This is a genomic window from Agromyces sp. NPDC052230, from assembly GCF_040679595.1.
Taxonomy (GTDB): Bacteria; Actinomycetota; Actinomycetes; order Actinomycetales; family Microbacteriaceae; genus Agromyces.
On sequence record NZ_JBFAVC010000004.1, the window covers coordinates 189963 to 214075 of the forward strand.

The 24113-nt window shown below is 70.1% G+C and carries 25 protein-coding genes; 11 read left to right on the plus strand and 14 right to left on the minus strand.

Annotated elements, in window-relative coordinates:
• Positions 1–149: 149 nt before the first annotated feature.
• On the minus strand, positions 150–902 hold the full coding sequence (locus AB0K73_RS10870; protein WP_360512687.1) for an IclR family transcriptional regulator: 753 nt from the start codon (positions 900–902) through the stop codon (positions 150–152).
• A 175-nt stretch (positions 903–1077) separates the two neighbouring features.
• Here AB0K73_RS10870 and AB0K73_RS10875 point away from each other — a divergent pair, with 175 nt between their 5' ends.
• The 3 genes from AB0K73_RS10875 to AB0K73_RS10885 are packed head-to-tail and all read left to right on the plus strand — an operon-like array spanning position 1078 to position 4613.
• The gene (locus AB0K73_RS10875; RefSeq protein WP_360512684.1) at positions 1078–2574 is read left to right on the plus strand and encodes a glyceraldehyde-3-phosphate dehydrogenase; all 1497 of its coding nucleotides are present in this window, start codon (positions 1078–1080) and stop codon (positions 2572–2574) included.
• A gap of 49 nt (positions 2575–2623) precedes the next feature.
• Positions 2624–3799 (plus strand): thiolase family protein, encoded by a 1176-nt coding sequence (locus tag AB0K73_RS10880; RefSeq protein WP_360512682.1) that lies wholly within the window; start codon positions 2624–2626, stop codon positions 3797–3799.
• A 25-nt stretch (positions 3800–3824) separates the two neighbouring features.
• Complete coding sequence (locus AB0K73_RS10885; protein WP_360512680.1) at positions 3825–4613, plus strand: SDR family NAD(P)-dependent oxidoreductase; 789 nt, start codon at positions 3825–3827, stop codon at positions 4611–4613.
• A 62-nt stretch (positions 4614–4675) separates the two neighbouring features.
• Here the strand turns inward: AB0K73_RS10885 and AB0K73_RS10890 are convergent, their stop codons facing one another.
• The 3 genes from AB0K73_RS10890 to AB0K73_RS10900 form a co-directional block, all read right to left on the minus strand.
• Positions 4676–5641, minus strand: a complete 966-nt coding sequence (locus AB0K73_RS10890) for a hypothetical protein (protein ID WP_360512678.1) — start codon at positions 5639–5641, stop codon at positions 4676–4678.
• Positions 5638–5979, minus strand: a complete 342-nt coding sequence (locus tag AB0K73_RS10895) for a helix-turn-helix transcriptional regulator (protein ID WP_360512676.1) — start codon at positions 5977–5979, stop codon at positions 5638–5640. Before AB0K73_RS10895 ends, AB0K73_RS10890 begins: the two co-directional genes overlap by 4 nt.
• Before the next feature lie 70 nt (positions 5980–6049).
• Entirely contained in the window at positions 6050–7492 is a 1443-nt protein-coding gene (locus tag AB0K73_RS10900; RefSeq protein ID WP_360512674.1) for a helix-turn-helix domain-containing protein, read from the minus strand.
• A 150-nt stretch (positions 7493–7642) separates the two neighbouring features.
• Between AB0K73_RS10900 and AB0K73_RS10905 the strand changes: the two genes are divergently transcribed.
• From AB0K73_RS10905 to AB0K73_RS10915, 3 genes are all read left to right on the plus strand, one after another.
• A complete protein-coding gene (locus tag AB0K73_RS10905) occupies positions 7643–9508 on the plus strand; it encodes a phosphoenolpyruvate carboxykinase (GTP) (RefSeq protein WP_360512672.1) in 1866 nt (621 codons plus the stop codon).
• Between the two features lie 216 nt (positions 9509–9724).
• Positions 9725–10315 carry a dihydrofolate reductase family protein gene (locus AB0K73_RS10910; RefSeq protein WP_360512670.1) on the plus strand — a complete coding sequence of 197 codons (591 nt, stop codon included), beginning with the start codon at positions 9725–9727 and terminating at the stop codon, positions 10313–10315.
• Positions 10316–10449: 134 nt separating this feature from the next.
• Entirely contained in the window at positions 10450–10848 is a 399-nt protein-coding gene (locus AB0K73_RS10915) for a DUF1622 domain-containing protein (protein ID WP_360512668.1), read from the plus strand.
• 17 nt (positions 10849–10865) lie between these two features.
• Here the strand turns inward: AB0K73_RS10915 and AB0K73_RS10920 are convergent, their stop codons facing one another.
• The 8 genes from AB0K73_RS10920 to AB0K73_RS10955 all read right to left on the minus strand — a co-directional run bounded on the left by AB0K73_RS10920 (position 10866) and on the right by AB0K73_RS10955 (position 17237).
• Positions 10866–11351 carry a 2'-5' RNA ligase family protein gene (locus AB0K73_RS10920; protein ID WP_360512666.1) on the minus strand — a complete coding sequence of 162 codons (486 nt, stop codon included), beginning with the start codon at positions 11349–11351 and terminating at the stop codon, positions 10866–10868.
• 39 nt (positions 11352–11390) lie between these two features.
• Entirely contained in the window at positions 11391–12245 is an 855-nt protein-coding gene (locus AB0K73_RS10925) for a hypothetical protein (RefSeq protein ID WP_360512664.1), read from the minus strand.
• Between the two features lie 138 nt (positions 12246–12383).
• Positions 12384–14267 carry an ABC transporter ATP-binding protein gene (locus tag AB0K73_RS10930; RefSeq protein ID WP_360512662.1) on the minus strand — a complete coding sequence of 628 codons (1884 nt, stop codon included), beginning with the start codon at positions 14265–14267 and terminating at the stop codon, positions 12384–12386.
• Positions 14268–14375: 108 nt separating this feature from the next.
• Positions 14376–14603, minus strand: a complete 228-nt coding sequence (locus AB0K73_RS10935) for a hypothetical protein (protein WP_360512660.1) — start codon at positions 14601–14603, stop codon at positions 14376–14378.
• A gap of 38 nt (positions 14604–14641) precedes the next feature.
• Entirely contained in the window at positions 14642–15058 is a 417-nt protein-coding gene (locus AB0K73_RS10940; RefSeq protein WP_360512658.1) for a type II toxin-antitoxin system VapC family toxin, read from the minus strand.
• Between the two features lie 38 nt (positions 15059–15096).
• Complete coding sequence (locus AB0K73_RS10945; RefSeq protein ID WP_360512656.1) at positions 15097–15357, minus strand: AbrB/MazE/SpoVT family DNA-binding domain-containing protein; 261 nt, start codon at positions 15355–15357, stop codon at positions 15097–15099.
• Positions 15358–15397: 40 nt separating this feature from the next.
• Positions 15398–16336, minus strand: coding sequence for a PfkB family carbohydrate kinase (locus AB0K73_RS10950; RefSeq protein WP_360512654.1), 939 nt, complete (start codon positions 16334–16336; stop codon positions 15398–15400).
• Positions 16320–17237 (minus strand): pseudouridine-5'-phosphate glycosidase, encoded by a 918-nt coding sequence (locus tag AB0K73_RS10955; RefSeq protein ID WP_360512652.1) that lies wholly within the window; start codon positions 17235–17237, stop codon positions 16320–16322. Before AB0K73_RS10955 ends, AB0K73_RS10950 begins: the two co-directional genes overlap by 17 nt.
• A gap of 79 nt (positions 17238–17316) precedes the next feature.
• Here AB0K73_RS10955 and AB0K73_RS10960 point away from each other — a divergent pair, with 79 nt between their 5' ends.
• The 3 genes from AB0K73_RS10960 to AB0K73_RS10970 are packed head-to-tail and all read left to right on the plus strand — an operon-like array spanning position 17317 to position 19963.
• Positions 17317–18243 (plus strand): ATP-binding cassette domain-containing protein, encoded by a 927-nt coding sequence (locus AB0K73_RS10960; RefSeq protein ID WP_360512648.1) that lies wholly within the window; start codon positions 17317–17319, stop codon positions 18241–18243.
• A complete protein-coding gene (locus AB0K73_RS10965; protein WP_360512645.1) occupies positions 18240–19136 on the plus strand; it encodes an ABC transporter permease in 897 nt (298 codons plus the stop codon). The genes AB0K73_RS10960 and AB0K73_RS10965 overlap by 4 nt, the downstream gene beginning before the upstream one ends.
• On the plus strand, positions 19133–19963 hold the full coding sequence (locus AB0K73_RS10970; protein WP_360512643.1) for an ABC transporter permease: 831 nt from the start codon (positions 19133–19135) through the stop codon (positions 19961–19963). Before AB0K73_RS10965 ends, AB0K73_RS10970 begins: the two co-directional genes overlap by 4 nt.
• A 31-nt stretch (positions 19964–19994) precedes the next feature.
• Here AB0K73_RS10970 and AB0K73_RS10975 read toward each other — a convergent pair whose 3' ends face one another.
• The gene (locus AB0K73_RS10975; RefSeq protein ID WP_360512641.1) at positions 19995–20309 is read right to left on the minus strand and encodes a hypothetical protein; all 315 of its coding nucleotides are present in this window, start codon (positions 20307–20309) and stop codon (positions 19995–19997) included.
• Between the two features lie 98 nt (positions 20310–20407).
• Here AB0K73_RS10975 and AB0K73_RS10980 point away from each other — a divergent pair, with 98 nt between their 5' ends.
• Positions 20408–20794 carry a hypothetical protein gene (locus AB0K73_RS10980; protein ID WP_360512639.1) on the plus strand — a complete coding sequence of 129 codons (387 nt, stop codon included), beginning with the start codon at positions 20408–20410 and terminating at the stop codon, positions 20792–20794.
• A gap of 6 nt (positions 20795–20800) precedes the next feature.
• Here AB0K73_RS10980 and AB0K73_RS10985 read toward each other — a convergent pair whose 3' ends face one another.
• Positions 20801–21229 (minus strand): aldehyde dehydrogenase, encoded by a 429-nt coding sequence (locus tag AB0K73_RS10985; RefSeq protein WP_360512637.1) that lies wholly within the window; start codon positions 21227–21229, stop codon positions 20801–20803.
• A 284-nt stretch (positions 21230–21513) separates the two neighbouring features.
• Here AB0K73_RS10985 and AB0K73_RS10990 point away from each other — a divergent pair, with 284 nt between their 5' ends.
• A complete protein-coding gene (locus AB0K73_RS10990; RefSeq protein WP_360512635.1) occupies positions 21514–24099 on the plus strand; it encodes an AMP-binding protein in 2586 nt (861 codons plus the stop codon).
• Positions 24100–24113: the final 14 nt, after the last annotated feature.

Here is a 24113-nt window from a genome sequence, read left to right on the forward strand (position 1 = left end):
CACGGATGACCCTTCGTCCTGCGGGTTCGCAGGCCGGGATCATGGGGCCACTCGACCACGGAAACCCCGGTCTGTACAACCGCTTGCGTGGCGTGTCGACTCTCCGCTATGGGCGCCGTGCTGCGGATCGGCCGCGTCGGCGGGCTGCCTCAGCTCAACTCGGCGCGCACCGCATGGGCGGCACGGTCGAGCCGCGCGCCGATCGTGTCGAGCTCGGCCGGCATTCCGATGTACACGACGGCCAGGGCGGCGAGCGGCTGGCCGGGAACGGCGAGCGGCACGGCGACCGATGCCATGCCGGGAATGACCTCGTCGCGGCTCACCGCGTAGCCGCGTTCGTGCGCCTCGGTGACGCGGTCGTCGGCGAGTTCGAGCTCCACCCCGGGAGGAAGTGCCCGCCGGCGTTGGTCGCGCGTGAGCAGGGTCTGGATCGCGACTCCGGGGGCGCCGACCGCGAGCGAATGCCGAGTGCCCGGTCGTTGGGCGACCGTCGCGTGCGCATGACGGGGCTCGACGCTCACGAGGGTCACGACCTCGCCGTGATCGAAGATGCCCACGAACGCGGTCATGCCGAGGTCGTTCGCGACGGCGGTCAGCTCGGGGAGCGCGGCCGACTGGAGGTCGCGGGACACACTGCGGGCGAGCGCGGCGAGCCGTGCTCCGAGCTCGATGCCACCGGCCGCCGTGCGTCCGACGAGTCCGTGGTCCTCGAGGGTGCGCAGAAGTCGGTAGACGATCGAACGGTGCACGCCCATGGCGGCGGCGAGCTCCGCGATCGTGAGCGGTCCGTCGGCTTCGGCCAGCACCTCGAGGATCCGGATGCCGCGGGAGAGGGTCTGCGAGTACGGTCCCTTCTCCGGAGGCGTCGCCGCCGTGACCGCGCGCTCCTCGTCGATGATCATCGATCCCTTTCGGACGGATCAATTATGGAACTGAATGTTCGATAATAGAATGGCACTGTTCGGGCCTGCAACACGGCATACCCGCGACGGCATCGAGCATTCCGTACAATCGAAGCATCCCCCACAGCCAATCGAGGCCGAAGACGCCAGGCGCGCTCGGTCGAGGAGGAACCACGTGACCCACGAGTTCGACGCCCGACGCGAGGAATGGATCGCCCGAGAGGCGCTGGCCGAGCGGATGATCCCGCTCATCGGCGGCCTCTACCGAGAGCACGGAGTGGTGACCTCGATCCACGGCCGGCGACTGATCAACCGCTCGGCGATCGAACTGCTGAAGGCGCACCGGTTCGCGCGTCAGGCCGGCGACGAGGAGCTCCCCGTCGACGACACGATGCGCGTGCTCGAGGCGCTCCGCGAACTCGCCCCGGGGCCGGCCTCCGTCGACGTGGCCCGCCTCGTCGCTCGCTACCGCGCGTCGGGCGAGCAGGTTCCCCTGGTCGACTTCCTCCGCAGCGAGCTCGCGCCGGTCCTCGTCGACCCCGAGGCCGAACCCACGCAGGGCACCGACGTCGTGCTCTACGGCTTCGGACGCATCGGCCGGCTGCTCGCGCGTATCCTCATCGCGCACGCCGGCCACGGAGAGGGCCTGCGACTTCGCGCCATCGTCGTGCGCAAGGGCGCTGAGAACGACCTCGTGAAGCGGGCGAGCCTGCTCCGCCGCGACTCGGTGCACGGCCCGTTCGCCGGCACCATCGAGGTCGATGAGCAGGCGAACACGATCCTCGCCAACGGCACGCTCATCCAGGTCATCTACTCGAACGACCCGGCATCGGTCGACTACACGGCCTACGGCATCGACGACGCGATCGTGGTCGACAACACCGGCCGCTGGCGCGACGAGGAGGGCCTCGGCCAGCACCTGCGCGCGAAGGGCGTTTCACGGGTGCTGCTCACCGCGCCCGGCAAGGGCCCGCTGAAGAACATCGTGCACGGCATCAACCACGGCGACATCACCGACGACGACCGCATCCTCTCGGCCGCCTCGTGCACGACGAACGCCATCACGCCCGTGCTCAAGGCCGTCAACGACGCCTACGGCGTCGTGCGGGGGCACGTCGAGACCGTGCACTCGTACACCAACGACCAGAACCTCATCGACAACTTCCACAAGGGCGACCGCCGCGGCCGGTCCGCCGCGCTGAACATGGTCATCACCGAGACCGGCGCCGCCAAGGCCGTCGCGAAGGCGTTGCCCGAGCTCACCGGCAAGCTGACCGGCAGCGCCATCCGGGTGCCCACCCCCGACGTGTCGCTGGCGATCCTGAACCTGCAGCTCGAGCGGCCCTCCTCGAAGGCCGAGCTCAACCGGTACCTCCGGCAGGTGTCGCTCACGTCTCCGCTGCGCCAGCAGGTCGACTACATCGAGTCGCCCGAGGTGGTCTCCACCGACTTCGTGGGCTCGAACCGTGCCGGTATCGTCGACGGACTCGCCACCATCGCCGACGGCACCGACGCCGTGCTCTACGTCTGGTACGACAACGAGTACGGCTACAGCTGCCAGGTGGTGCGCGTCATCGAGGCGATGGCCGGAACCCACCCGGTCGTGCTCCCCGAGCGCGAGCCGGTCGTGCTTGAGCGCGTCGTCGAGCCCGTCTCCACGTTGGTCGAGTAGCCAGTCCGTTCGATCCACGGGTGCTCGCGTGGGTCGTAGGCTGGAACGCATGAGCACCGAAGCCGTCATCGTCGACGTCATCCGCACGCCCGTGGGACGAGGCAAGCCCGGAGGCCTCCTCTCGGGCATCCACCCCGTCGACCTCCTCGCGGGCGTCCTCGACGCCCTCGTCACGCGCAATGACCTCGATCCGGCGCTCGTCGACGACGTGATCGGCGGATGCGTCAGCCAGATCGGCGAGCAGAGCTACAACATCACCCGCAACGCCGTCCTGGCGGCGGGTTTCCCCGAGACCGTTCCGGGCACCACCATCGACCGCCAGTGCGGATCGAGCCAGCAGGCAGCGACGTTCGCCGCGCAGGCCGTGCTCGCCGGGCACGCCGACATCGTGATCGCATGCGGTGTCGAGTCGATGAGCCGCGTGCCGCTCGGCTCGAGCGCGGTCGGCGCCGACCCCTACGGCTCGCGCCTGCGCGCCCGATACCCCGAGGGGCTCGTGAACCAGGGTGTCTCCGCCGAGCTCATCGCGGCGAAGTGGGGATTCTCGCGTGAGGAGCTCGACGCGTTCTCGGCGCGCTCGCACCTGCTCGCCTCGGTGGCGGGGGAGACGGGCGCGTTCGCGACCGAGGTCGTCCCGGTGCCGGGCATCGACTCGCTCGTCGACGAGACCGTCCGACCGGCCACGACGGTCGAATCGCTCGCCGGACTGAACCCCGCGTTCCGCACCGACGCGCTCGCCGAGCGCTTCCCCGAGCTCGATTGGCGGGTCACGCCCGGCAATTCGTCACCGCTCACCGACGGGGCTTCCGCTGCGCTGATCATGAGCGCCGAGGCTGCCGAGAAGCTGGGCCTCACGCCACGTGCCCGGTTCCGCGCGTTCTCGGTCGTCGGCGACGACCCCCTCTACATGCTCACCGGCGTGATCCCGGCCACCGAGAAGGTGCTCGCCCGCGCCGGGCTCGTGCACGCCGACATCGACACCTACGAGGTCAACGAGGCGTTCGCGTCGGTGCCGCTCGCATGGCTCCGCGAGACGGGGGCGGATGCCGCGAAGCTGAACCCTCGGGGCGGCGCCATCGCGCTCGGCCACGCGCTCGGATCGAGCGGCACGCGCCTGCTCACAACGCTCGTGAACCAGCTCGAGGCCACTGGCGGGCGTCTCGGCCTGCAGACGATGTGCGAGGGCGGCGGCATGGCCAACGCCACCGTCATCGAACGGCTCTGACCCACCCGACGACACGAGGAGACACATGGAACTCGACGGCGCCGCAGCGATCGTCACGGGCGGGGCATCCGGCCTCGGCAAGGCCACCGCCCGCGCACTCCTCGACGGCGGGGCATCCGTCGTGCTCGTCGACCTGCCCGGCCCCCGCGGCGAGGAGGCCGCGGCCGAGCTCGGCGATCGCGCGACCTTCGTCGGGGCGGATGTCGCGGACGAGGCGCAGGTGCAGGCCGCCGTGGACGCGGCATCCGCGCTGGCGCCACTCCGCGTCGCCGTGAACTGCGCCGGCATCGTCACCGCGAACCGCACCGTCGGGCGCGACGGACCGGGGCCCCTCGACGCGTTCGAGCGCACGATCCGGGTGAACCTCATCGGCACCTTCAACGTGATCCGGCTCGCGGCCACGGCCATGGCCGCGACCGAGCCGGTGCGGGGCCGAGTTCCCGGCGGGCCCGAGACGGCCGAACGTGGGGTGATCATCAACACCGCCTCGGTCGCCGCGTTCGACGGGCAGATCGGCCAGGCCGCCTACTCGGCGTCGAAGGGCGGCGTGGTCGGCATGACGCTGCCGATCGCGCGAGACCTGTCGAAGCTCCTCATCCGCGTCATGACGATCGCCCCCGGCATCTTCGAGACGCCGATGATGGCCGGCATGCCCGACGACGTGCGCACCTCGCTCGAGGCGCAGGTGCCGCATCCGTCGCGCCTCGGCCATCCCACCGAGTACGCGGCGCTCGTGCGCTCGATCATCGCGAACCCGATGCTGAACGGGGAGACGATCCGACTCGACGGCGCGATCCGCATGCAGCCGAAGTGACCGAGCGGATGCCGCGCCGCCCATGCTCTGACACATGGGCGCCGCGACATCCGACTCCGTGATCAGGCGGCGACGACCACCGGGGCGCCGCGGTTGGCAGCGGCCTTGCGGAATCCGTCGATGACGTCCCACAGGCTCGCGCCGACGACGACGATGGCGATGACCGTGGCGACCACGTCAGCGCCCTCCCACGGCCATCGGATGGCCTCGAGGAACTCGGGCGCGAACAGCTGCCCGGTGGCGAAGAGCCACAGTGCCGGCACGGTGAAGGCGACGTTCAGCAGCACGTTGATGCCGGCGAGCGTCCACGTCCACCCGCGGAGGTAGATGAGCACCGCGAAGACGACCTCGAGGGCGAGCAGGACGAGGAAGTACGGGATCCAGAACGACCAGAGCGCCGGGTCGAGCACGGGGATCGGCAGGCGCTCGCCGTCGCGGAACACGGCGCCCGCCTGCTGCCAGACGATCGCGCCCGCGAACACCACGAGGAACACGACCGAGGCGATCAGATCGCCGATCCGGCCGGCACGGGCGTCGTCGCGGATCTGGGGCAGCTGCTCGGGCGTCCACGTGGCGATCGGCACGCTCGACGGCGTGCGCTCGGCGATGGCGAAGACGAGCGTCGTCCAGAAGGCGAGGTGCACCGCCACCGAGAGGCCGACGGTGATCGGCTCTGCGATGATCTCCCCGATCGGCGCGTTCGAGAGCACCTGGCCCAGCGCCACGCCCGCTGCCGAGATCGGCACCACGATGACGAGCAGCAGCTTCAGCAGTCGCCACCAGGTGGGGAAGTATCGGGGACCGATGAGCTGCAATGGGCGGTCGACGTAGCGAGCGGCGAGCTGCCAGGGGTCGCCGAGTTCGGCGAGGGCGGCGTGCTCGGCGTCGGCCTGCGCGGCGCCTCGCGCGATGTGGCCGTCGATCGCGTCGCCGATGCGCTCGCGCAACTCGCGTTCGAATTCGGGGCGTTGCGCCTCGGGGACGCTGCGGGCGGCAGCCCAGACGTAGCGGTCGGCGAGGGTGGTCATCGTTCGTCTCCAGTCGTGAGTCGGGTGAGGGCGTCGTCGATGCGGCGCCAGTCGGCGGTCAATTCGGCGGCGAGGTCCTCGCCGGCCGGGCTCGTGCGATAGAACTTGCGCGGACGCGCCTCGTCGGTATTCCACTCGCTCGTGAGCAGGCCCTGCTTCTCGAGTCGGCGGAGCAACGGGTAGAGGGTGTTCGCGTCGACGGTGATGCCGATCGCGTTGAGCGACTCGAGCAGCGCATACCCGTAGTCGGGCGTCCGCAGACGCACGAGGCACGCGAGCACGACGGTGCCGCGGCGCAACTCCTGCACGTGCCCCGAGGTGAGGTCGTCATCGTTCATGCGACACACGCTACTGTGTGACACACACTAATGCAACTGTCACTTCATAGGGTGACGTGGTCACCGGCGCTCAGTGGTCGGCGTGCGCCTCGAGGAACTGGTACACCTCGGCGTCATCGACGCCCGGGAACGTGCCCGACGGCAGCGGCGAGAGCACGTGGGCGTGCAGCCGGGCGCTCGGCCACGCCTGACCGGCCCAACGCTCGGCGAGCTCATCGGGGGCGCGGCGGCAGCACGCCTCGTCGGGACACGTCGAGACGGCACGCACGGTGGTCTCGCGCCCGCGGAACCACTTGGCCTGATTGAACGGCACCCCGACCGTGATCGAGAACTGCGCGGCATCCGTCAGCCCGGTCTGCGTGGCGTCCCAGAAGGTGCCCGCCGGAGTGTCGGTGTACTGGTAGTTCTCCGTGGTGCGGTTGGTGTGCTCGAAGGCGCGGCGCGCGCTCCACTTCTTGCACACCCACTGGCCCTCGATCGACCCGGTGACGTCGGTCGGCAGGGGCAGCCCGTCGTTCTCGTAGCCCTTCAGCAGGGCGCCGTCGCCCGCGACCCGCAGGAAATGCACGGTCATGTCGAGCTGGCTCGTCGCCAGGTTCGTGAACCGCAGCGCGGCGGCCTCGTGCGTCACGCCGAACGCATCGCGGAAGTCCTCGATCGCGAGCCGCCGCTCTTTCTTCGCGGCCTGCAGGAATGCGACGGATGCCTCCTGCGGCATGAGGCAGGCGGCGGCGAAGTAGTTGATCTCGAGCCGCTGCCACAGGAACTCGTCATAACTCGCCGGGGGTGTGTGGCCGAGGAGCCGGTGCGCCATGGCCTGCAGCGCCATCGACCGCAGGCCGTGACCGCCGGGGATCGACGCTGGCGGCAGGTAGATGCGCCCCGTGGCGAAGTCGGTGATGGAGCGGGTCGAGTCGGGCAGGTCGTTCACGTAGATCAGCTGGAACCCGAGCCGTTCGGCCATCACGCTCACCTCGCGGTGGGTGAGGGCGCCCGTACGGTGGCCCGACGCCCGCACCTGCTCTTCGGCAAGCTCCTCGATGTCGGGCAGGTAGTTGGCCTGTTCGCGCATGCGTTCGCGCAGGTCGGTGTTCGCGCGCCGTGCCTCCTCGGGGGTCGCGATGGCCTCGCTCGCTCGCCGCTGCAGCTCCCGGTGCAGCCCGACGATCGCCTCCAACGACTCGTCGCTGATGCCGCGGCCCGGTCGGATCGGCGGAAGGCCCAGGCTCGCGTACAGCGGGCTCGCCTGTGCGCGTCCGAGTTCGAGCTCGAGTGCCGCACGACGACTCGGCGCCTCGCGGGCGAGGAGTTCGGGCAGGCCGACGTCGAGCGCCAGGGCGAGGGCGTCGAGCGTCGACAGCTTCGGCTCCCGCTTGCCGTTCTCGATGAGGGAAAGCTGGCTGCCGGCGAGTCCCACCGCCTCGCCGAGCTGGTCGAGCGTGAGACCGCGTTCGCCGCGGAAATGTCGGATGCGTTGGCCGAGGATCGCCAGGTCGGGGGTGCCTGCCTTCATGGCTTAAGAATACCGAAAGTTTTCACGTTCTTAACACGCGAGAGGGCTCAACATCTGCGTGAAAGAGGCGCATCCTTGAAGTACCGACCACTCCGACCACGGTCGTGAACATCTCCGACCGGTGGTCGAGCACTCTGGAAAGGGACGAAGATGACGATCTCCGACTTCTCGATCGGCACCGACGCCTCCGCTGCGGCTGGCGGCACCCGGCGCGGCACCACCGACCCCGATCTGATCGCGTGGGTCCACGAGATCGCGGCCCTGACCAAGCCCGACGAGATCGTCTGGTGCGACGGCTCCCAGCAGGAGGCCGATCTCATCACGAAGCAGATGCTCGCCGAGGGCAAGCTCATCAGACTGAACCCCGAGTGGCGGCCGAACAGCTTCCTCGCGCGAACCGACCCGGGCGACGTCGCCCGCGTCGAGGACCGCACGTTCATCTGCTCCACCTACGAGGAGGACGCCGGCCCCACGAACAACTGGCGCGACCCCCACGCGATGCGCGAGGAGCTCACCCACGTGTTCGACGGCTCGATGAAGGGCCGCACGATGTACGTCGTGCCGTTCTCGATGGGCCCGCTCGGCGGCCACATCTCGCAGCTCGGCGTGGAGATCACCGACTCGCCGTACGTCGTGCTCTCGATGGGCATCATGACCCGCATGGGCGACGCGGTGTACCGCCTCATCGAGGCCGGCGAGCCGTGGGTGCACACCGTGCACTCGGTCGGCTATCCGCTCGTCGACGGCGTCGGCCATCGGCGCACCGACGTCGAGTGGCCCTGCAACGAGACGAAGTACATCGTGCAGTTCCCCGACTCGCGTGAGATCTGGTCGTACGGTTCTGGCTACGGCGGCAACGCCCTGCTGGCCAAGAAGTCGTTCGCGCTGCGCATCGCCTCGGTGATGGCGCGCGACGAGGGCTGGCTCGCCGAGCACATGCTGCTCATCAAGATCACGTCGCCAGAGGGCAAGGCGTACCACGTGGCCGGAGCATTCCCGTCGGCGTGCGGCAAGACGAACCTCGCGATGCTGCGTCCGACCATCCCCGGCTGGAAGGTCGAGACCATCGGCGACGACATCGCCTGGATGCGCCCCGGCGACGACGGCCGCCTCTACGCGATCAACCCCGAGGCCGGCTTCTTCGGCGTCGCGCCCGGCACCGGCGAGACCACCAACCCGACCGCCGTGCAGACCTTGTGGGGCAACACGATCTTCACGAATGTCGCGCTTCGCGACGACGGCGACGTGTGGTGGGAGGGCCTCACCGACGACGTGCCGGGCCACCTCATCGACTGGCAGGGCAACGACTGGACGCCGGCATCCGGTCGCCCGGCGGCTCACCCCAACTCGCGCTTCACGGTCGCTGCCGCCCAGTGCCCGCAGATCGCCGACGACTGGGAGGCCCACGACGGCGTGCCGATCGACGCCATCCTCTTCGGCGGACGTCGCGCAACGAACGTCCCGCTGGTCGCGGAGGCGCGCAGTTGGAAGCACGGCGTGTTCATGGGTGCGACGATCTCGTCGGAGCAGACCGCCGCGGCCGAGGGCACGGTGGGCGAGCTCCGGCGCGACCCGTTCGCGATGCTCCCGTTCTGCGGCTACAACATGGCCGACTACTGGGGTCACTGGGTCAAGATGGGCCGCATCCTCGGTGAGAAGGCGCCGAAGATCTTCCAGGTCAACTGGTTCCGCAAGGGGCACGACGGCTCGTTCCTGTGGCCCGGGTTCGGTGAGAACTCGCGCGTGCTCGAGTGGATCGTCCGTCGTGTCGAAGACGAGGCGGATGCCGTCGAGACGCCCATCGGCCTGCTGCCCGCGCCGGGCTCGCTCGACGTCGAGGGCCTCGACATCTCGGACGACACGCTCGACCAGCTGTTCGAGGTCGACCACGAGACGTGGCTCGCGGAGTGCGAGCTCACCGAGGAGTACTTCGCGCAGTTCGGCGACCGCGTTCCCGCGGCCCTGAACTCCGAGCTGGCGAGCCTGCGTTACCACCTGCAGCACCAGGACGACTAGCGCCATCCGAGGTGCGCTCCGCCGAGGCGGGGCGCGCCCCGGCATGTCGACGACGGATGCCGCGAGCCGGCGCGCACGGGAAGGTGCGCCGGCCCGCGGCATCCGTCGTTCGCACCACCGGCCCTTCGAGGTCCGTGGATGTGTGCTGGAGACCGCCGATCCTGAGAACGCGAAGAGGCGCTAATTTTGGGGGCATCCAAAGGTGAGGAGATTCCCATGGGCAAGGTGGTCATGTACAGCTCGATGTCGGTGGACGGCTTCATCGCGGACGAGAACGACCAGCCCGGACCCCTGTTCGACTGGTTGACCAGCGGTGACGTCCCGTTGGACGAGAGCGGAGTGCTCAAGGTGTCGCAGACGTCCTACGACTACACGCGGACGTACTGGGACCAGATCGGGGTGACCATCGCCGGTCGCCACGTCTTCGACATGACGGACGGCTGGGACGGGAAACCTCCGAGCGGGGTCGACCACGTGGTCGTCGTGACGCACCGGCCGGAGCCCGAGGGCTGGGACGCAGCGGCGCCGTTCCACTTCGTCGACGGCGTCGAGGCAGCCGTGGCCAAGGCGCAGGAGCTTGCGGGTGACCGCATCGTCGAGGTCGCCGCCGGCGACGTCGGTGGCCAGGCGCTCGCCGCGGGCCTGGTCGACGAAGTGCGCATGGACGTCGTTCCCGTCGTGTTCGGGTCCGGCAAGCGCTACTTCGGGTCGGTCCACGCGCAGCACCTGTTGGAGGATCCTGATGTGGTGCTACAGGGCGACCGGGTACTCCACCTGCGCTATCCGGTGCGCCGTCGACCGATCTGAGCGCGCCGACGGGCGTCGCAGCGTGAACACCCCGCTACAGGTCGATTCGCCACGAACCGCGAAGGTCCCCATCACCGGCAGGTCGCGCCTCGCCGAGCGTGTCGCGGCGCTAGCCTGTGCCGCGAGGGGGCGGCATGGACTTCGGCGCGATCATCGAACGGGTCGGCGAGATCATCGACGTGCTCGGCGTCGTCGCGATCGTCGTGGGCGTGCTGTACGCCTCGCTGGACGCGGCGCTGCGTGGCCTGCGCCGCAGAAGCCCGGTGTACACGCGATTCCGACGCGTTCTCGGGCGGGCGATCCTCCTCGGGCTCGAACTCCTCGTCGCCGCCGACATCATCAAGACGGTCGCCGTCACCCCGACGCTCGAGTCCGTCGTGGTGCTCGGCATCATCGTGCTCATCCGGACGTTCCTGAGCTTCTCGCTCGAGCTCGAGATCACGGGTCGCTGGCCGTGGCAGAAGCGCGTCGCTCCCGATGACGACCCGACGCCCGACGTGACGCCCGACGCGGCGCGGGTCGACGCAATCTGACCCGGGCGCTGACGCTGCTACGCGGGCCGGGCAGCGCCCAAGGGCCACGATCCGACGATGCGGCCGTGGTGCGAGGTCTCGGGCGGCCGCAGCCGCACCAGGGCGACGGAGTCCAACACGAGCCGATCGCCCTCGTGCACGCGCCCGTGCTGCTTGGCGGTCACGTGCGGGCGATAGTCGGTTCGGGTGTGGCCGAGGTCGATGGCCCGCTCGCGCAGCGCCGCCATCGCGGCGGCGCGGAGGGCGAGGAGTGCGGCGCCGTCGTCGTCGATGAGCGACACGAGGATGTTCCGCCGAGGGCCGAACATCGCGTCCGCCCCGACGTCGGCGGTGATCGGCGCCGCGTCGGCGGCGACCGGTGCGATGGCGGCCTGCAGCGCGTCGACGTCGACCTCGGTCTCGAACGGCTCGACGAGCGTGACGTGGAGCGGCCACTGGGCGACGGTGAACGTGTCGTCCGCCACGAGCGGGACGAGCGGCAGGACGACGACGAAACGCGCCATCCGGCGAGTCTAATCGCGCGTCGTCGGGCCACGCGTGCCTCAGGCGACCCGGTGCCCCTCGTCGAGCCGGTCGAGTAGCCGCAACATTGCGGCCGGAGCGTAGCGGAACTCGATGGTGCCGCTCGCGCCAGGGCCGGCGGGGCCGATCCACGTGCTCGATCCCTCGTGCACGCGCACCCAGCCGTCTTCGAAGAGCAGGTCGGTGCCGACCACGAACGCCATCGCGGGGGTGTCGCCCTGGCGTACGGTGATCGAGCCCTCGATGACGTGCGACGACTCGGCATCCTGGTCCTCGCGGCATTGCACGCCGACGAGCGGGCGCGCGACCGGGGTGGTGAAGCCGGGAGCGTGGAACGGGCTCGCCTTCGCGGCATCCGCGACGACACCGAAGTTGACGCTCGTCGAGACGAGGCTCAGCGAGGCCTGCCCGTCGAGCACGAGCCGGCTGGCTGCGCGGAAGCGGTAGTACAGCCGCCCCGCCTCACGAGCCGGCGGCAGCACGGCCATGGTCGCCCAGTTGCGCGACCAGCTGAGCGGCCCGCCGTCGCGGTTCGGCGGGTCGTAGAGCGCGGCGGTGACGCGCACGGCGCCGTCGGCGTGCGGCTCGCCGGAGCGCAGGCCGCCGCGGCCTGACGCACCCTCGGGCGCGACGTCGCGCACGGGCGTGAAGGCGGGCAGGCGCTGCGGCTCCCAGTGGCGAAGCCAGCCCTGGATGCCGGCCTGGATGCGGTCGAACGAGTCGCCGAGGCCGGCCCGAGAGGACGACGATGACGACGTGGCCGACTCGGTCGGCGCCGATCGCTCGGCGGCGTTCGGCAGGTCGTCGATGAGGTCGACGGGCAGCTCGTCGAGGCGGCTGAGGTCGCGGGCGCGGGTGACGGTCGCGATGGTCATGACAGGTCCTTCGGTCGGGGCGTGCTCTCGGGGCATCCGGAAGCGGTTGCGAATTCCCACGCTACGAAGGGCACCGGGCGCGGCCATCCGAGCAGACCCTGAGGTTCGCTCATGGCGACCCTGAAATGCGCCGCGGCCTCAGACGAGCAGCTGATGCGCCGCGAGGTCGCGGTACAGCGGGACGGATGCCACGAGCTCACCGTGCGTGCCGTCGCCGATGACCCGGCCGTCGTCGATGACGAAGATCCGGTCGGAGTCGACGACGGTCGAGAGGCGGTGCGCGATCACGATGAGCGTGCGCCCCTCGGACACCGCGTCGATCGCCTCGCGCATCATGCGCTCGTTGACGCCGTCGAGCGACGACGTCGACTCGTCGAGGAGGAGGATCGGCGGCGCGGCGAGGAGGGCCCGGGCGATGGCGAGGCGCTGGCGCTCGCCGCCCGAGAGCATGATGCCGGACTCGCCGACGGCCGCGTCGAGGCCCGCGGGGTCGCGATCGAGCACGTCCCCGAGGTTCACCGCGCGCAGCACCCGCTCGCACTGCGCATCACTGGCGTCGGGACTGCCGAGCTTGAGGTTGTCGCGCAACGAGCCGGCGAGGACGGGCGCGTCCTGCTCGACGTAGCCGATCTGGGCGCGAAGTCGGGTGCGGTCGAGGGAGCGCAGGTCGAGTCCGCCCATGCGCACGGTTCCCACGCTCGGGTCGTAGAAGCGCTCGATGAGGGCGAGGATCGTGGACTTGCCGGCGCCCGACGGTCCGACGAGTGCGATGCGCTGCCCGCGGGGCACCTGGAACGAGACACCCCGCAGCACCGGCTGGCGCTCGGTGACGTTCGGCTCGGGGAGGTGCTCGTCGGGGGAGTCGTTCGCGGGATCGGCCGGGTCCTGCCGGGTGACCGCGTAGGAGAAGTGCACGTCGTCGAACTCGATGGCCGGAGCATCCGGGAGCGCGCCCGCGTTGGCCTCGCCGACCACGAGCGCGAGGGGAGCGAGCTCGCGGTCGTGCGCGTCCTCGTCGGGCAGGTCGAGGACCTCCTGGATGCGGCCGAGCGCGCCGAGCGCCTGGTTGACCGAGGTGATCGCGCCGAACGCCTGGCCGAGCGGCAGGATCATCATGAACAGGAACAGGATGAACGCCACGAGGTTCGCGACCGTGATGGCCCCGCTCGCGACCCGGAAGCCGCCGACGCCGAGCACCACGAGGAACGAGACCTGCATGGCGATGCCCGCGATCGGCACGATGAGCGCCGAGATCTTCGCGACCTTCACGCCCGCCTCCCACGCGCCCTCGGCCTCGCCCTCGACCGCGCTGATCTCGCGCTCGGTCGCCCCGGCGGCCCGAATGGTGCGCACCGAGCTGATCGCACGCTCGACCGCGGCAGCCACGTCGCCGATCTTCGCCTGCGCCCGGTGCGACGCCTCGCGCACCCGCCGGGAGAGCAGCGTCACCGTCGTGATGGCGATCGCGACGACGAGCACCGTGAGCCCGAGCAGCACCGGGTCGATGATGAGCATGGCGATGAGCGCGCCGAAGAACGTGACGGCGCCGCCGATGGCCTCGACGAGTCCCTGCGTGAGCACGGCACGCAGCATCGTGGTGTCGCTGCCGACACGCGAGACGAGGTCGCCCGTGCGACGCGTGTCGAACTCGGCGATCGGCAGGCGCAGGAGCTTGGCCACGAGCCGCTTGCGACTCGACAGCACGACGCCCTCGCCCGTGCGCTGCAGCAGGTAGTGCTGGTACCCCGAGATGACCCCGCTCACCACGACGAGCGCGATGAGGCCCCACACGATCCAGCCGAGCGGATCACCGGCCTCGACGATCGAGATGACCTGGCTCACCAGGAGCGGTTGGGCGAGGCTCGCGAGCGCGCCGATGACCGAGAGCACAGCCACCCAGACGAGCACCGGACGGTGCTCGAAGATGAAGGGGAGCAGTTGCGAGAACGTCGCGCGCGGGCCGGGGGTCGCCTCGGGGCGTGCGAAGGGGCTCCGTCGCCTGCGGGTGGTGCTGTCGCTCATGGTCTCTTCCTGTTTTCGCGCGGTGAGCGGATGCCGCATCCGCCCCGGATGCCGCGCCGTCGCCGCCTTGCAGCATACGTGCCGGGCCTGCATCGAAGGTGAGGCCGCCTAGCCGCGCCCGTACTTCTTGTGCACCGCCTGCTTCGACACCTCGAGGGCGAGGGCGATGAGTTGCCAGCTTGCACCGGCGGTGCGCGCCCGGCGCACGGCGATCGCCTCGGCGCGGTCGAGCTCGCGGTTGAGCTCGATGCGCGCATGGTGCAGGTCGCGCAGCGCCCGATACGGGTCGTCGCCGTCGGCCGCCGCGATGGCGGTGCGGAGGGTTCGGTCGTCCATGGCGTCAACCGTAGTTGACGCACGACCCGAGTGTCAACTCAAGTTGACGTCTGCGATTCGCCTGAGGTCTGCATGGGCATCGGGCCGCCGAGGATCCGCCAGCCGAGTCGGTCGGCGGCCGAGCGATCGAACGTGACCGTCTCGGTGACGCCGAAGAGATCCATCGTGCCCTCGATGAGCGCGTCCGCGAAGTCGGCGCCTTCCTCGGCGAGGGTGAGCGCGCGCACCACGCTCTCGCCGTCGTCGAACTCGAGGACCTCGGTCTCGACGAGCGCGCGAATGACCGCGAGGCAGGTCGTACGCGGCATCCGGATCGACCGCGCGAGCACCCAGTAGGTCTCGACGAGTGACACCTGGGTGATGAAGCCGGGCGTCTCGCTGGTCAGCTCTCGGAACAGGTGTTTGGCTTCGGGCGACTGGACGGGGTCGTCATCGAGGACAGCACGCAGGATCACGTTCGTATCGATCCCGACCAGCCGCGTGCCGGACCCGATCACGCCATGCCTCGGATCCCGCTCTGGGCGCCGCCCTCCGCGATGGCGTCGTTGATCTCCTCGATCGTCATCGGCTTGCGCTGGGGATCATGCAGGAGGCCGATGAAGTCCTCGACGCTTCCCGTCCGGGGGACGACGCGATACTGCCCGTTCGGGAGCTTGACGAACATGACCTTCGAGCCGGCGGTGAGATGCAGGTCGTCCCGCACTTCCTTGGGCATGGTGATCTGGCCTTTGCTGGTCATCGTCGCGACGGGCATTTCGGAATCCTTTCGTTCCGGCCCTCAGATTACCAAATGACTATCTGTAAGGAAACGGCGAACGCGAGCGCGTTCGCGCTCCCGGGCTGGTGAGCACGGATGCCGCGCTCGCGTGCCCGGCTCGGCACGCCGCCGCGACATCCGCCCCCTGCAGGGTGGCCGCGAGGTAACCCGCAGTGAACGCGTCACCCGCGCCCGTGAGATCGCGGATGCCCGACACCGCCGGCACGTCGACACGAACCGCGAGCTCCCCGCGAACGATCACGTCGGTCGGCAACGGCCCGTGCTTCACGACCACCATGGGGGCGACGGATGCCGCGAGCGGGCCGCCGCCCGTGAGGCCGAGGAGCGCCGCCTCGTCCTCGTTCGCGAACAGCACGTCGGGCGCGAACGCGCGGATGAGGTCGAGCGCGACCTCGACCCCGAGTCCGGCGATGAGACCCGTCGAGGACGCGTCGAGCGAGGCCCGCGCCCCCGCGGTGCGGGTGAGCCCAGCGAGCCGGATGAGCTCGCCGCGCATGGGCTCCCGCTCGAACCCGTACGCCGGCGCGTGCAACCAGGCCACGCCGTCGAGCCAGGCGGGGTCGACTCCGACGAGCTCGGCGGAGGCGGCGCGATCGGGGAACATCGTGCGCTCGCCGTCGGGGTCGACGAGGAGCACGACCGTGCCCGTGCGGCCCTCGTGCTGGAGGCGCACGTCGACGCCGTGCGACGCGAGCTCGGCCGCGAGGGCCGCGCCCGCGGCATCCGGCCCCACCCGGCCGATGAACCGGGTCGGCACGTGGGGGGCCGCGAGCGCTGCCACGTTCGCCGCGCTGCCGCCGCGCGACCGGAAGACCTGTGCGGCCGTATCGGTCGCCGTGCGCACGGATTCGCCCACCCACACGACGATGTCCTCGACGAGGTCGCCGACGACCGCGAGCACGCTGTGGCCGCCGGCGCCGGCGGCGAGGTCGGCTCGGTCAGCCGGCGGCGGCACGTGCGATCTCCGCGCCGAGCGCCACGTTGCCGCGGTAGACCTCGAGGTTCACCTCGAGGCTGCGCCCCTCGGTCGCGCGCTGCACGAAGTCGAGCAGGAACGGCGTCGTGTCGTGCCCCGAGATGCCGGCAGCGGATGCCGCGGCCAGCGCCTCGTCGAGTACGCGGTCGTGGAAGGCGGGATCGAGCTGCAGCGCCTCGTCGACCGGGTTGGCGACGAGCACGGCGGCGGTCAACCCGAACTCGTCGCGGGCACGCGCGAGCGCCGCGGCATCCGCTGGACTCTCGATGCGGTAGTCGAGCGCGAATCCGGAGTCCGCGACGTAGAAGCCCGGATACCGGTTCGTGCGATAGCCCACGACCGGGATGTTCAGCGTCTCGAGGCGCTCGAGCGTGGCGCCGATGTCGAGGATCGACTTCACGCCCGCACTCACGAGCGTGATCGGCGTCGTCGCGAGCGTCGTGAGGTCGGCCGACTCGTCGAACGTCTCGCTCGCGCCGCGGTGCACGCCGCCGAGGCCGCCGGTCGACATGAAGCGGATGCCGGCGCGGTGCGCGAGCCACGCGGTCGCCGCGACGGTCGTGCCACCGTCGAGCCCCTGGGCCCGGGCGATGGGCAGGTCGCGGACGCTCACCTTCACGACACCCCCGGATGCGCAGAGCCGCTCGATCTCGGCCGGGGAGAGGCCCACCGTGGCGACGCCGTCGATCACCCCGATGGTGGCCGGCACGACGCCCGCCGACCGCACCTGTTCCTCGGACTCGAGGCCGACCTCGAGGTTGCGCGGGCTCGGCAGGCCATGGCTCAGGATGGTGGACTCGAGGGCGAGCACGGGTGCGCCGGCCTCGAGTGCGTCGCGCACCTCGTCGGCGACGCGAATGCCGGGTGGAGGAGTCTGCATGCCGCCATCGTAGGAGGCTCCGCCGTCCGTCGCCGGGATCGGAGGCGGATGTCGGCGGCCGGGTCTATCGTGATTCCTTGTGTCGGAACCAGTGATCGTCGCCAGAGACCTCGTGAAGCGCTACGGGGGGTTCGCCGCGGTCGACGGCATCTCGTTCGAGGTCGCGCCGGGGGAGTCGTTCGGCCTCCTGGGGCCGAACGGTGCCGGCAAGTCGACCACGATGCGCATGGTGGGCGCGGTCTCCACGCGCACGGCGGGCGACCTCTCGATCCTCGGGCTCGACCCCGATGCCTACGGGCCCGAGATCCGCTCCCAGCTGGGCGTGGTGCCGCAGGCCGACAACCTCGACACCGAGCTCCGGGTGCGCGAGAACCTGCTCGTCTACGGCCGGTACTTCGGGCTTCCCGGCCGGCTGGTCGCGAAGCGCGCCGACGAACTGCTCGCGTTCGCGCAGCTCGAAGACAAGGGCAAGGCCAAGGTCGATTCGCTCTCGGGCGGTATGAAGCGCCGGCTCACCATCGCGCGTGCGCTCATCAACGACCCGCGGGTGCTGCTGCTCGACGAGCCCACCACCGGTCTCGACCCGCAGGCGCGCCACATCCTGTGGGACCGGCTGTTCCGGCTCAAGGAGCAGGGCACCACGCTGCTGCTCACCACCCACTACATGGACGAGGCCGAGCAGCTCTGCGACCGGCTCGTCGTGGTCGACAAGGGCGCGATCATGGCCGAAGGGTCTCCGGCCGAGCTCATCCGTCGCTACTCCTCGCGCGAGGTGCTCGAGGTGCGCTTCGGCAGCGACCGCAACAGCGAGGTCGCCGCGCGACTCGAGGGCATCGGCGACCGCATGGAGGTTCTGCCCGACCGCATCCTCGTGTACAGCCGCGACGGCGAAGCCGAACTGGTGAAGATCACCGAGGCCGGACTGCACCCCATCACGAGCCTCGTGCGTCGCTCCAGCCTCGAAGACGTGTTCCTCCGCCTCACCGGACGGACCCTCATCGAATGAGCGGCCTCGCCTCAGCGGGTCGAGGAGACCCGAACGGCCCCCTCGTGACCCGGCCGACGGATGCCGCGGCCGACGACACCCGCGCCGCGATCGCCGCCGGGCGGCGGCCGCGCCGTTGGGGCGCCTGGTATGTGGCGCTGCACCGATTCCGAGTGATGAAGAGCTACACCGGCACGGTCGTCGTCGCCGGCATCGGCAACCCGCTCGTCTACCTGTACGCCCTCGGCGTCGGGCTCGCGACCATCGTGGACGCGAACGTCGACGACCAGGCGGTCGGCGGCGTCAGCTACCTCGTGTTCGTCGCGCCCGCCCTGCTCGCGAGTGCGGCGATCACGGTGTCGAGCGAGGAGTTCACGTACCCGATCATGCTCGGCTACAAGTGGAACCCGACCTTCACGGGCATGAGCGCGTCGCCGCTGCGCCCGACCCAGATCGTCGACGGCATCGTCATCTCGGTCGCGATCCGCATGCTTGTGAACCTCGTGCTCTTCTTCGCGCTCATCGTGCTGTTCGGCGCCGCGCCGTCGGCCATCGCGGCGCTCATGGTGGTGGCCGGGCTCCTCGGCGGCCTCGCCTTCGGCACGGTGCTGATGGCGTACACCTCGACGCTCGAGGAGGACACCGGCCAGCTCGCCATGGTGATGCGCTTCGTCGTGCTGCCGATGACCCTGTTCTCGGGCACGTTCTTCCCGTTGTCGGTGTTCCCGGTGTGGCTGCAGTGGATCGGGTGGGTCTCGCCGCTCTGGCACAGCACCGAGCTCGCGCGGGTGTTCTCCTACGGCTACGGCGAGCCCATCTGGCTCACGGTCGTGCACGTCGCCTACCTCGTCGTGCTCGCCGCGGCGGGCTGGGTATGGGCCCGGCGCATCGCGGTGCGGAGGCTCGGCCGATGACCGTGACGCAACACGATCGCACCCAGCCGGGCTCCCGGCCCCGCCCGGTGCGCTCGCTCTACGCCGGCAATGCCCGTGCCGTGATGCTGCGCGGCTGGCGCGCCACCCGCAGCACCAACTGGCTGGTCATGCTGAGCGGCTTCTTCGAGCCGATCTTCTACCTGCTCGCCATGGGCATCGGACTCGGCACCCTCGTCGGCACCGTCACCACCGCGAGCGGGCGCGAGGTCGAGTACGCGGCGTTCATCGCCCCCGCCCTGCTCGCCGTCGCCGCGATGAACGGCGCGATCTACGACTCCACGTGGAACGTGTTCTTCAAGATGCAGTTCGCGAAGCTGTACGAGGGCATGCTCTCCACCTCCCTGGGCCCCCTCGACGTCGCCCTCGGCGAGATCCTCCTCGCCCTGTTGCGCGGCGCCCTGTACGCTGCCGGGTTCCAGCTGGTGATGCAGGCGCTCGGCCTCAACCTCTCGTGGTGGGCGCTCCTCGCCCTCCCGGCGGTGCTCCTCATCGCGTTCGGCTTCGCAAGCCTCGGCATGGCGATCACGAGCTACATGAAGACGTTCCAGCAGATGGACTGGATCAACTTCGTGATGCTGCCGATGTTCCTGTTCTCGGCCACCTTCTACCCGCTCACGGTGTATCCCGAGTGGCTCCAGCAGGTCATCCAGGCACTGCCGCTCTGGCACGGCGTGGAACTCGTGCGCGGACTCACCACGGGCGACGTCGGCTGGGGCATGCTCTGGCACGTCCTCTACTACGCCGTGATGATCGCGGTGGGTCTCGTGTTCACCACGAGGCGGCTGCGAACGCTGTTCCTCGACTGACTCGGCGCCGGGTTCGGCGCTCGTTGTCCGCTTAGTCGAACAGGCCGTCGGGCGGCAGCACACCGACATCCTCGAGCAGGAGGCGTTCGGGCGGCTGGGCGTACCAGAGCCCGTCGGGATCGTCGGCGCTGGTCACGTCGGACAGCATCGGAATGGCCGCCTCCCAGTGACGTCGCGACTCCCACATGGCGATCCCCACGATGCGCCCGTCGCCGACCTCGCGCCAGGGACCTACCTGGTCGAGTCCCGGTGTGCCGAGTGCCGCGAAGCGCATCCGGTTCAATGCGTCGAGCACTTCGCGTTCGTGGCCCGGGTTCGGCACGTGGATCGACATCTGGATGAACATGCGCCCCACGCTAGCGAGTGTTTCCGCGTATGACGACCCTGCGGGACATCCGGAACCGCCGAGCGTATCGTGGCGGAATCGAACACCGAGGAGCCCTCATGTCGCACCGCGAGCCGCACGCCGCCACCGAGCCCCGCCCGGGCGCGGTCATGGGCATGCGCGGCTGCGAGCGCGCGGCGGAGTGCCGGAGCGACCGCCCGGGGCACGGGTTGCACGCCATGCAGGAGCGGCTCGCCGTGACGACGGCGTCGAAGTGGGTCGACGCGATCGTGATCGACATCGATGAGCTCGGGTTCGCCACGCTGGTCGAGTTCGCGGCGGGCGACGGCAACGTCGGCGGTGATGACGCGGAAGCGGCTGTCCGACGCGTCTGGCACCACGACGGATTCGAGGGCGCGCTGGCGCCGGGTGAGCCGGTCGCCATCCACGCCCTCTACGGTGTGCTGGCCCGGGGCCGGCAGCGCTTCAGCGTCGCCGACGCCTGAGCGCGACTACGCCGAGGTCGGCGTCGCCCCGCTCATCGAGCCCATCATCTTCTCCATCGCCATGACCGCCTGATCGCACGCCATGGCGCACATGCGGCAGTGCTCGCTCATGTCGGCGTGCATCTGGCACTCCGCCGAGCAGGCTCGCATCATGATGACGGTGCTCTGCATCATCGAGGACATCACCTGCATGTCCCAGCCGTTCATGCGGAGCATCATCCGCATCATGGTGTTGCACACGTCGGCGCAGTTGGAGCACAGCCCGGCGCACCGGGCCATGTTCTCGGCAGCGTCGGCATCGGCGCACATCACGCAGGCCTGCATACACGCCGACAGCGCCTCGATGGTCTCCTGCATCATCGCCGGATCCACGCCCTGCATCGGCATCTCCGACGTCGACATGGCGTTCTTCATCATGTCCATGGTCATGTTCATCTGCGCCTCGCCGTTCCGGGAGACCGAGCGCCGACGGTGCCGGCGGATGACTCGGCGGCCCTGATCGCTGTCATGCTACGCGGGGCCTTCCGGGGCCGACAGGGGTTGCGCGACGGTCGGCGCGTACCCTCGCCCACCACTTCGCGATTTTTCCTCAACCTTCTGGGCAGGTAAGGTAAACCTCACCTCACCTCACCTCACCTCACCTCACCTACCCGAGTCCCAGCCGATTGAATTCGAGATCCCGACCCGTGCGCCAGATCGCCATCCCGAGTCCGCTCCACTTGACCCGACGCGACCCCGGTGCCCCCGCGGTGCGCACCGTCGACGGGAGTCTCAGTTACGGCGAGCTCGATGAGCGGGTGCGGGAGCGGCGCGAGCAGTTGGGTGACGTGCGGCGTCTCGTCATGGTCTCCTGCGCGAACGAGGTGGAGCCGCTCGTGACGTACCTGGCGGCTCGCGAGGGTGGACACCCCGTGCTGCTCGTCGACGGTGATGCCGGGCAGGCGTCGAGCCGTCGTGCGCTGCTCGAGCGGTACGACCCCGACGTGGTGTTCGGGCGCGGCGAGCAGGGCTGGGCGCTCGAGGAGCGCCGCGACGGCACTCGGCACGAACTGCACCCCGAGCTGGCGATGCTGTCGAGCACGTCGGGCTCGACGGGGGCCCCGAAGCTCGTTCGCCTGTCCCATGACAACCTCCTCAGCAATGCGGCGAGCATCGCGACGTATCTCGGACTCCGGACCGACGATCGCGCCGCCACGGCCCTGCCGATGCAGTACTGCTACGGGCTCTCGGTCATCAACAGTCATCTGTTCGCCGGGGCGAGCCTCTTCCTCACGGAACGCTCCGTCGTCGAACCCGCCTTCTGGCGCGAGTTCGACGAGGCTGAGGCGACCTCGTTCGCAGGGGTGCCCTTCACCTTCGAACTGCTCGACGCCTCGGGCTTCGACGAGCGCACGCCGCCGCGCCTCCGCACCGTCACCCAGGCGGGCGGCCGGCTCGCCCCTGATCAGGTGCGCCGCTACGCCCGCCTCGGGCAGGAACGCGGATTCGACTTCGTGGTCATGTACGGCCAGACCGAGGCGACCGCTCGCATGGCCTACCTCCCGCCCGACCTCGCCGAGGACCGCCCGAGCTCGATCGGCATCCCCATCCCGGGCGGCCGGTTCCGCATCGACGAGACCGCGGGCAGTGGCGAGCCCGGTGTCGGCGAGCTGGTGTACGCAGGTCCGAACGTGATGATGGGCTATGCCGAGACCAGTGAGGACTTCGCGGTTGGTGCCACGCTCGAGGAGTTGCACACGGGTGACCTGGCACGACGGGCCGACGACGGGCTCTACGAGATCGTCGGCCGCAGCAGCCGGTTCGTGAAGGCCTTCGGCCTTCGCATCGATCTCGACCGCGTCGAGCAACTGCTCATCGAGAACGGCATCGACGCGCGTGCGGTCGGGCACGACGAGCGACTCGCCGTCTTCGTGCGCACCGAGCGCGAGGTGCGTACGGCCGCGACGATCATCGCCGACTCCACCGGGCTTCCATCCCATGGCGTGACCGTGCACGCGATCGCCGAGTTCCCCCGTACCCCCAACGGCAAGTCGGACCTCGCCGCCCTCGTGCGGCACGCGGCCCTGCTCGAGCGTTCGGGTGGAGCGGACGCCACCGCCTCGATCTCCGTCGAAGGGGTGCGGGAGCTCTATGCCGAACTCCTCGGCCGGCCCGATGCGGGCCCCGACGACAGCTTCGTCACGCTCGGCGGGGACTCGCTCAGCTACATCGAGGTGTCGCTCCGGCTGGAGCGCCTCATCGGCGGCCTTCCGCCCGACTGGCCGAGTCGGAGCATCCGCATGCTGGCGCACGTCGAGGCCGAGGTCGAAGGCGATGATGCTGAGGTGGAGGAGGACGTCGCGGTCGCGCAGCCTCGCCGAACGCGGCGCTCGTGGGTGGGGCGGGTCGAGACATCCGTGGTTCTCCGCACCGTCGCGATCCTGCTCATCGTGGCCACGCACGCTGATCTCATCGCCGTCAAGGGCGGCGCCCACCTGCTGCTCGGCGTCGCGGGCTTCAACCTCGCCCGGTTCAAGCTCACCGAGGTCCCGCGCCGTGATCGCGTTCGGGGGCTCCTGCGGGCTGCGGCGCAGATCAGCGTTCCCGCCGTGCTCTGGATCGGGGGCGTCGCGCTCATCGCCCGCAGTTACGATCCGGCGACGGTCTTCCTCCTGAACAACCTCTTCGGCCAGCACGAGCGCTGGGGCGAGCAATGGCAGTTCTGGTTCCTGGAGGCGCTGGTGTGGGCCATCCTCGCACTCGCCGTGCTGCTCCTCGTGCCGCGGCTCGACGCCCTGGAGCGGCGTCACCGCTTCAGCTTCGCGCTCGCCGTCGTCGGGGCCGCCCTCGCGCTGCGCCTCGTCGCGGCGGGCGGCGTCACGGCAGGGTCGCCTGAGCGATACGCGCTGCCCGTCGTGGTGTGGCTCGTCGCCCTCGGCTGGCTCGTCGCGCGCTCCTCCACGACGGCCCATCGCCTGGTCACGACCGCCGTGATCCTCGCGACGACCCCGGGGTTCTTCGGGGATCCGCTCCGCGAGGGGATCGTCGTTGCCGGACTCCTGCTGCTGCTCTGGCTCCCCACGATTCCCGTGCCCGCCGTCCTCGCGGGCGCCCTCGGCACCATCGCGTCGGCGTCGCTGTTCGTCTATCTCACGCACTGGCAGGTCTACCCACCGATCGAGGAGGTCTCGCCCGCCCTCGCCATCCTCGCGTCGTTCGCGGTGGGGATCCTCGCGTGGCGCGGCTACGGCCTGCTCGAGCGTCGTGCCCGCGACCTCTGGTCCCTGTCGGTGAAGCGATGCGGGCGCCGGTGGGAGCGGACATGAAACGAGCGGGGCGG

Bases quoted from the DNA above. Each gene is read 5' to 3' on its own strand.
- AB0K73_RS10870 (WP_360512687.1), bottom strand. From the start codon at position 902: ATGATCATCGACGAGGAGCGCGCGGTCACGGCGGCGACGCCTCCGGAG.
- AB0K73_RS10880 (WP_360512682.1), top strand. From the start codon at position 2,624: ATGAGCACCGAAGCCGTCATCGTCGACGTCATCCGCACGCCCGTGGGA.
- AB0K73_RS10885 (WP_360512680.1), top strand. From the start codon at position 3,825: ATGGAACTCGACGGCGCCGCAGCGATCGTCACGGGCGGGGCATCCGGC.
- AB0K73_RS10890 (WP_360512678.1), bottom strand. From the start codon at position 5,641: ATGACCACCCTCGCCGACCGCTACGTCTGGGCTGCCGCCCGCAGCGTC.
- AB0K73_RS10895 (WP_360512676.1), bottom strand. From the start codon at position 5,979: ATGAACGATGACGACCTCACCTCGGGGCACGTGCAGGAGTTGCGCCGC.
- AB0K73_RS10900 (WP_360512674.1), bottom strand. From the start codon at position 7,492: ATGAAGGCAGGCACCCCCGACCTGGCGATCCTCGGCCAACGCATCCGA.
- AB0K73_RS10905 (WP_360512672.1), top strand. From the start codon at position 7,643: ATGACGATCTCCGACTTCTCGATCGGCACCGACGCCTCCGCTGCGGCT.
- AB0K73_RS10910 (WP_360512670.1), top strand. From the start codon at position 9,725: ATGGGCAAGGTGGTCATGTACAGCTCGATGTCGGTGGACGGCTTCATC.
- AB0K73_RS10915 (WP_360512668.1), top strand. From the start codon at position 10,450: ATGGACTTCGGCGCGATCATCGAACGGGTCGGCGAGATCATCGACGTG.
- AB0K73_RS10920 (WP_360512666.1), bottom strand. From the start codon at position 11,351: ATGGCGCGTTTCGTCGTCGTCCTGCCGCTCGTCCCGCTCGTGGCGGAC.
- AB0K73_RS10925 (WP_360512664.1), bottom strand. From the start codon at position 12,245: ATGACCATCGCGACCGTCACCCGCGCCCGCGACCTCAGCCGCCTCGAC.
- AB0K73_RS10930 (WP_360512662.1), bottom strand. From the start codon at position 14,267: ATGAGCGACAGCACCACCCGCAGGCGACGGAGCCCCTTCGCACGCCCC.
- AB0K73_RS10935 (WP_360512660.1), bottom strand. From the start codon at position 14,603: ATGGACGACCGAACCCTCCGCACCGCCATCGCGGCGGCCGACGGCGAC.
- AB0K73_RS10945 (WP_360512656.1), bottom strand. From the start codon at position 15,357: ATGCCCGTCGCGACGATGACCAGCAAAGGCCAGATCACCATGCCCAAG.
- AB0K73_RS10955 (WP_360512652.1), bottom strand. From the start codon at position 17,237: ATGCAGACTCCTCCACCCGGCATTCGCGTCGCCGACGAGGTGCGCGAC.
- AB0K73_RS10965 (WP_360512645.1), top strand. From the start codon at position 18,240: ATGAGCGGCCTCGCCTCAGCGGGTCGAGGAGACCCGAACGGCCCCCTC.
- AB0K73_RS10970 (WP_360512643.1), top strand. From the start codon at position 19,133: ATGACCGTGACGCAACACGATCGCACCCAGCCGGGCTCCCGGCCCCGC.
- AB0K73_RS10975 (WP_360512641.1), bottom strand. From the start codon at position 20,309: ATGTTCATCCAGATGTCGATCCACGTGCCGAACCCGGGCCACGAACGC.
- AB0K73_RS10980 (WP_360512639.1), top strand. From the start codon at position 20,408: ATGTCGCACCGCGAGCCGCACGCCGCCACCGAGCCCCGCCCGGGCGCG.
- AB0K73_RS10985 (WP_360512637.1), bottom strand. From the start codon at position 21,229: ATGAACATGACCATGGACATGATGAAGAACGCCATGTCGACGTCGGAG.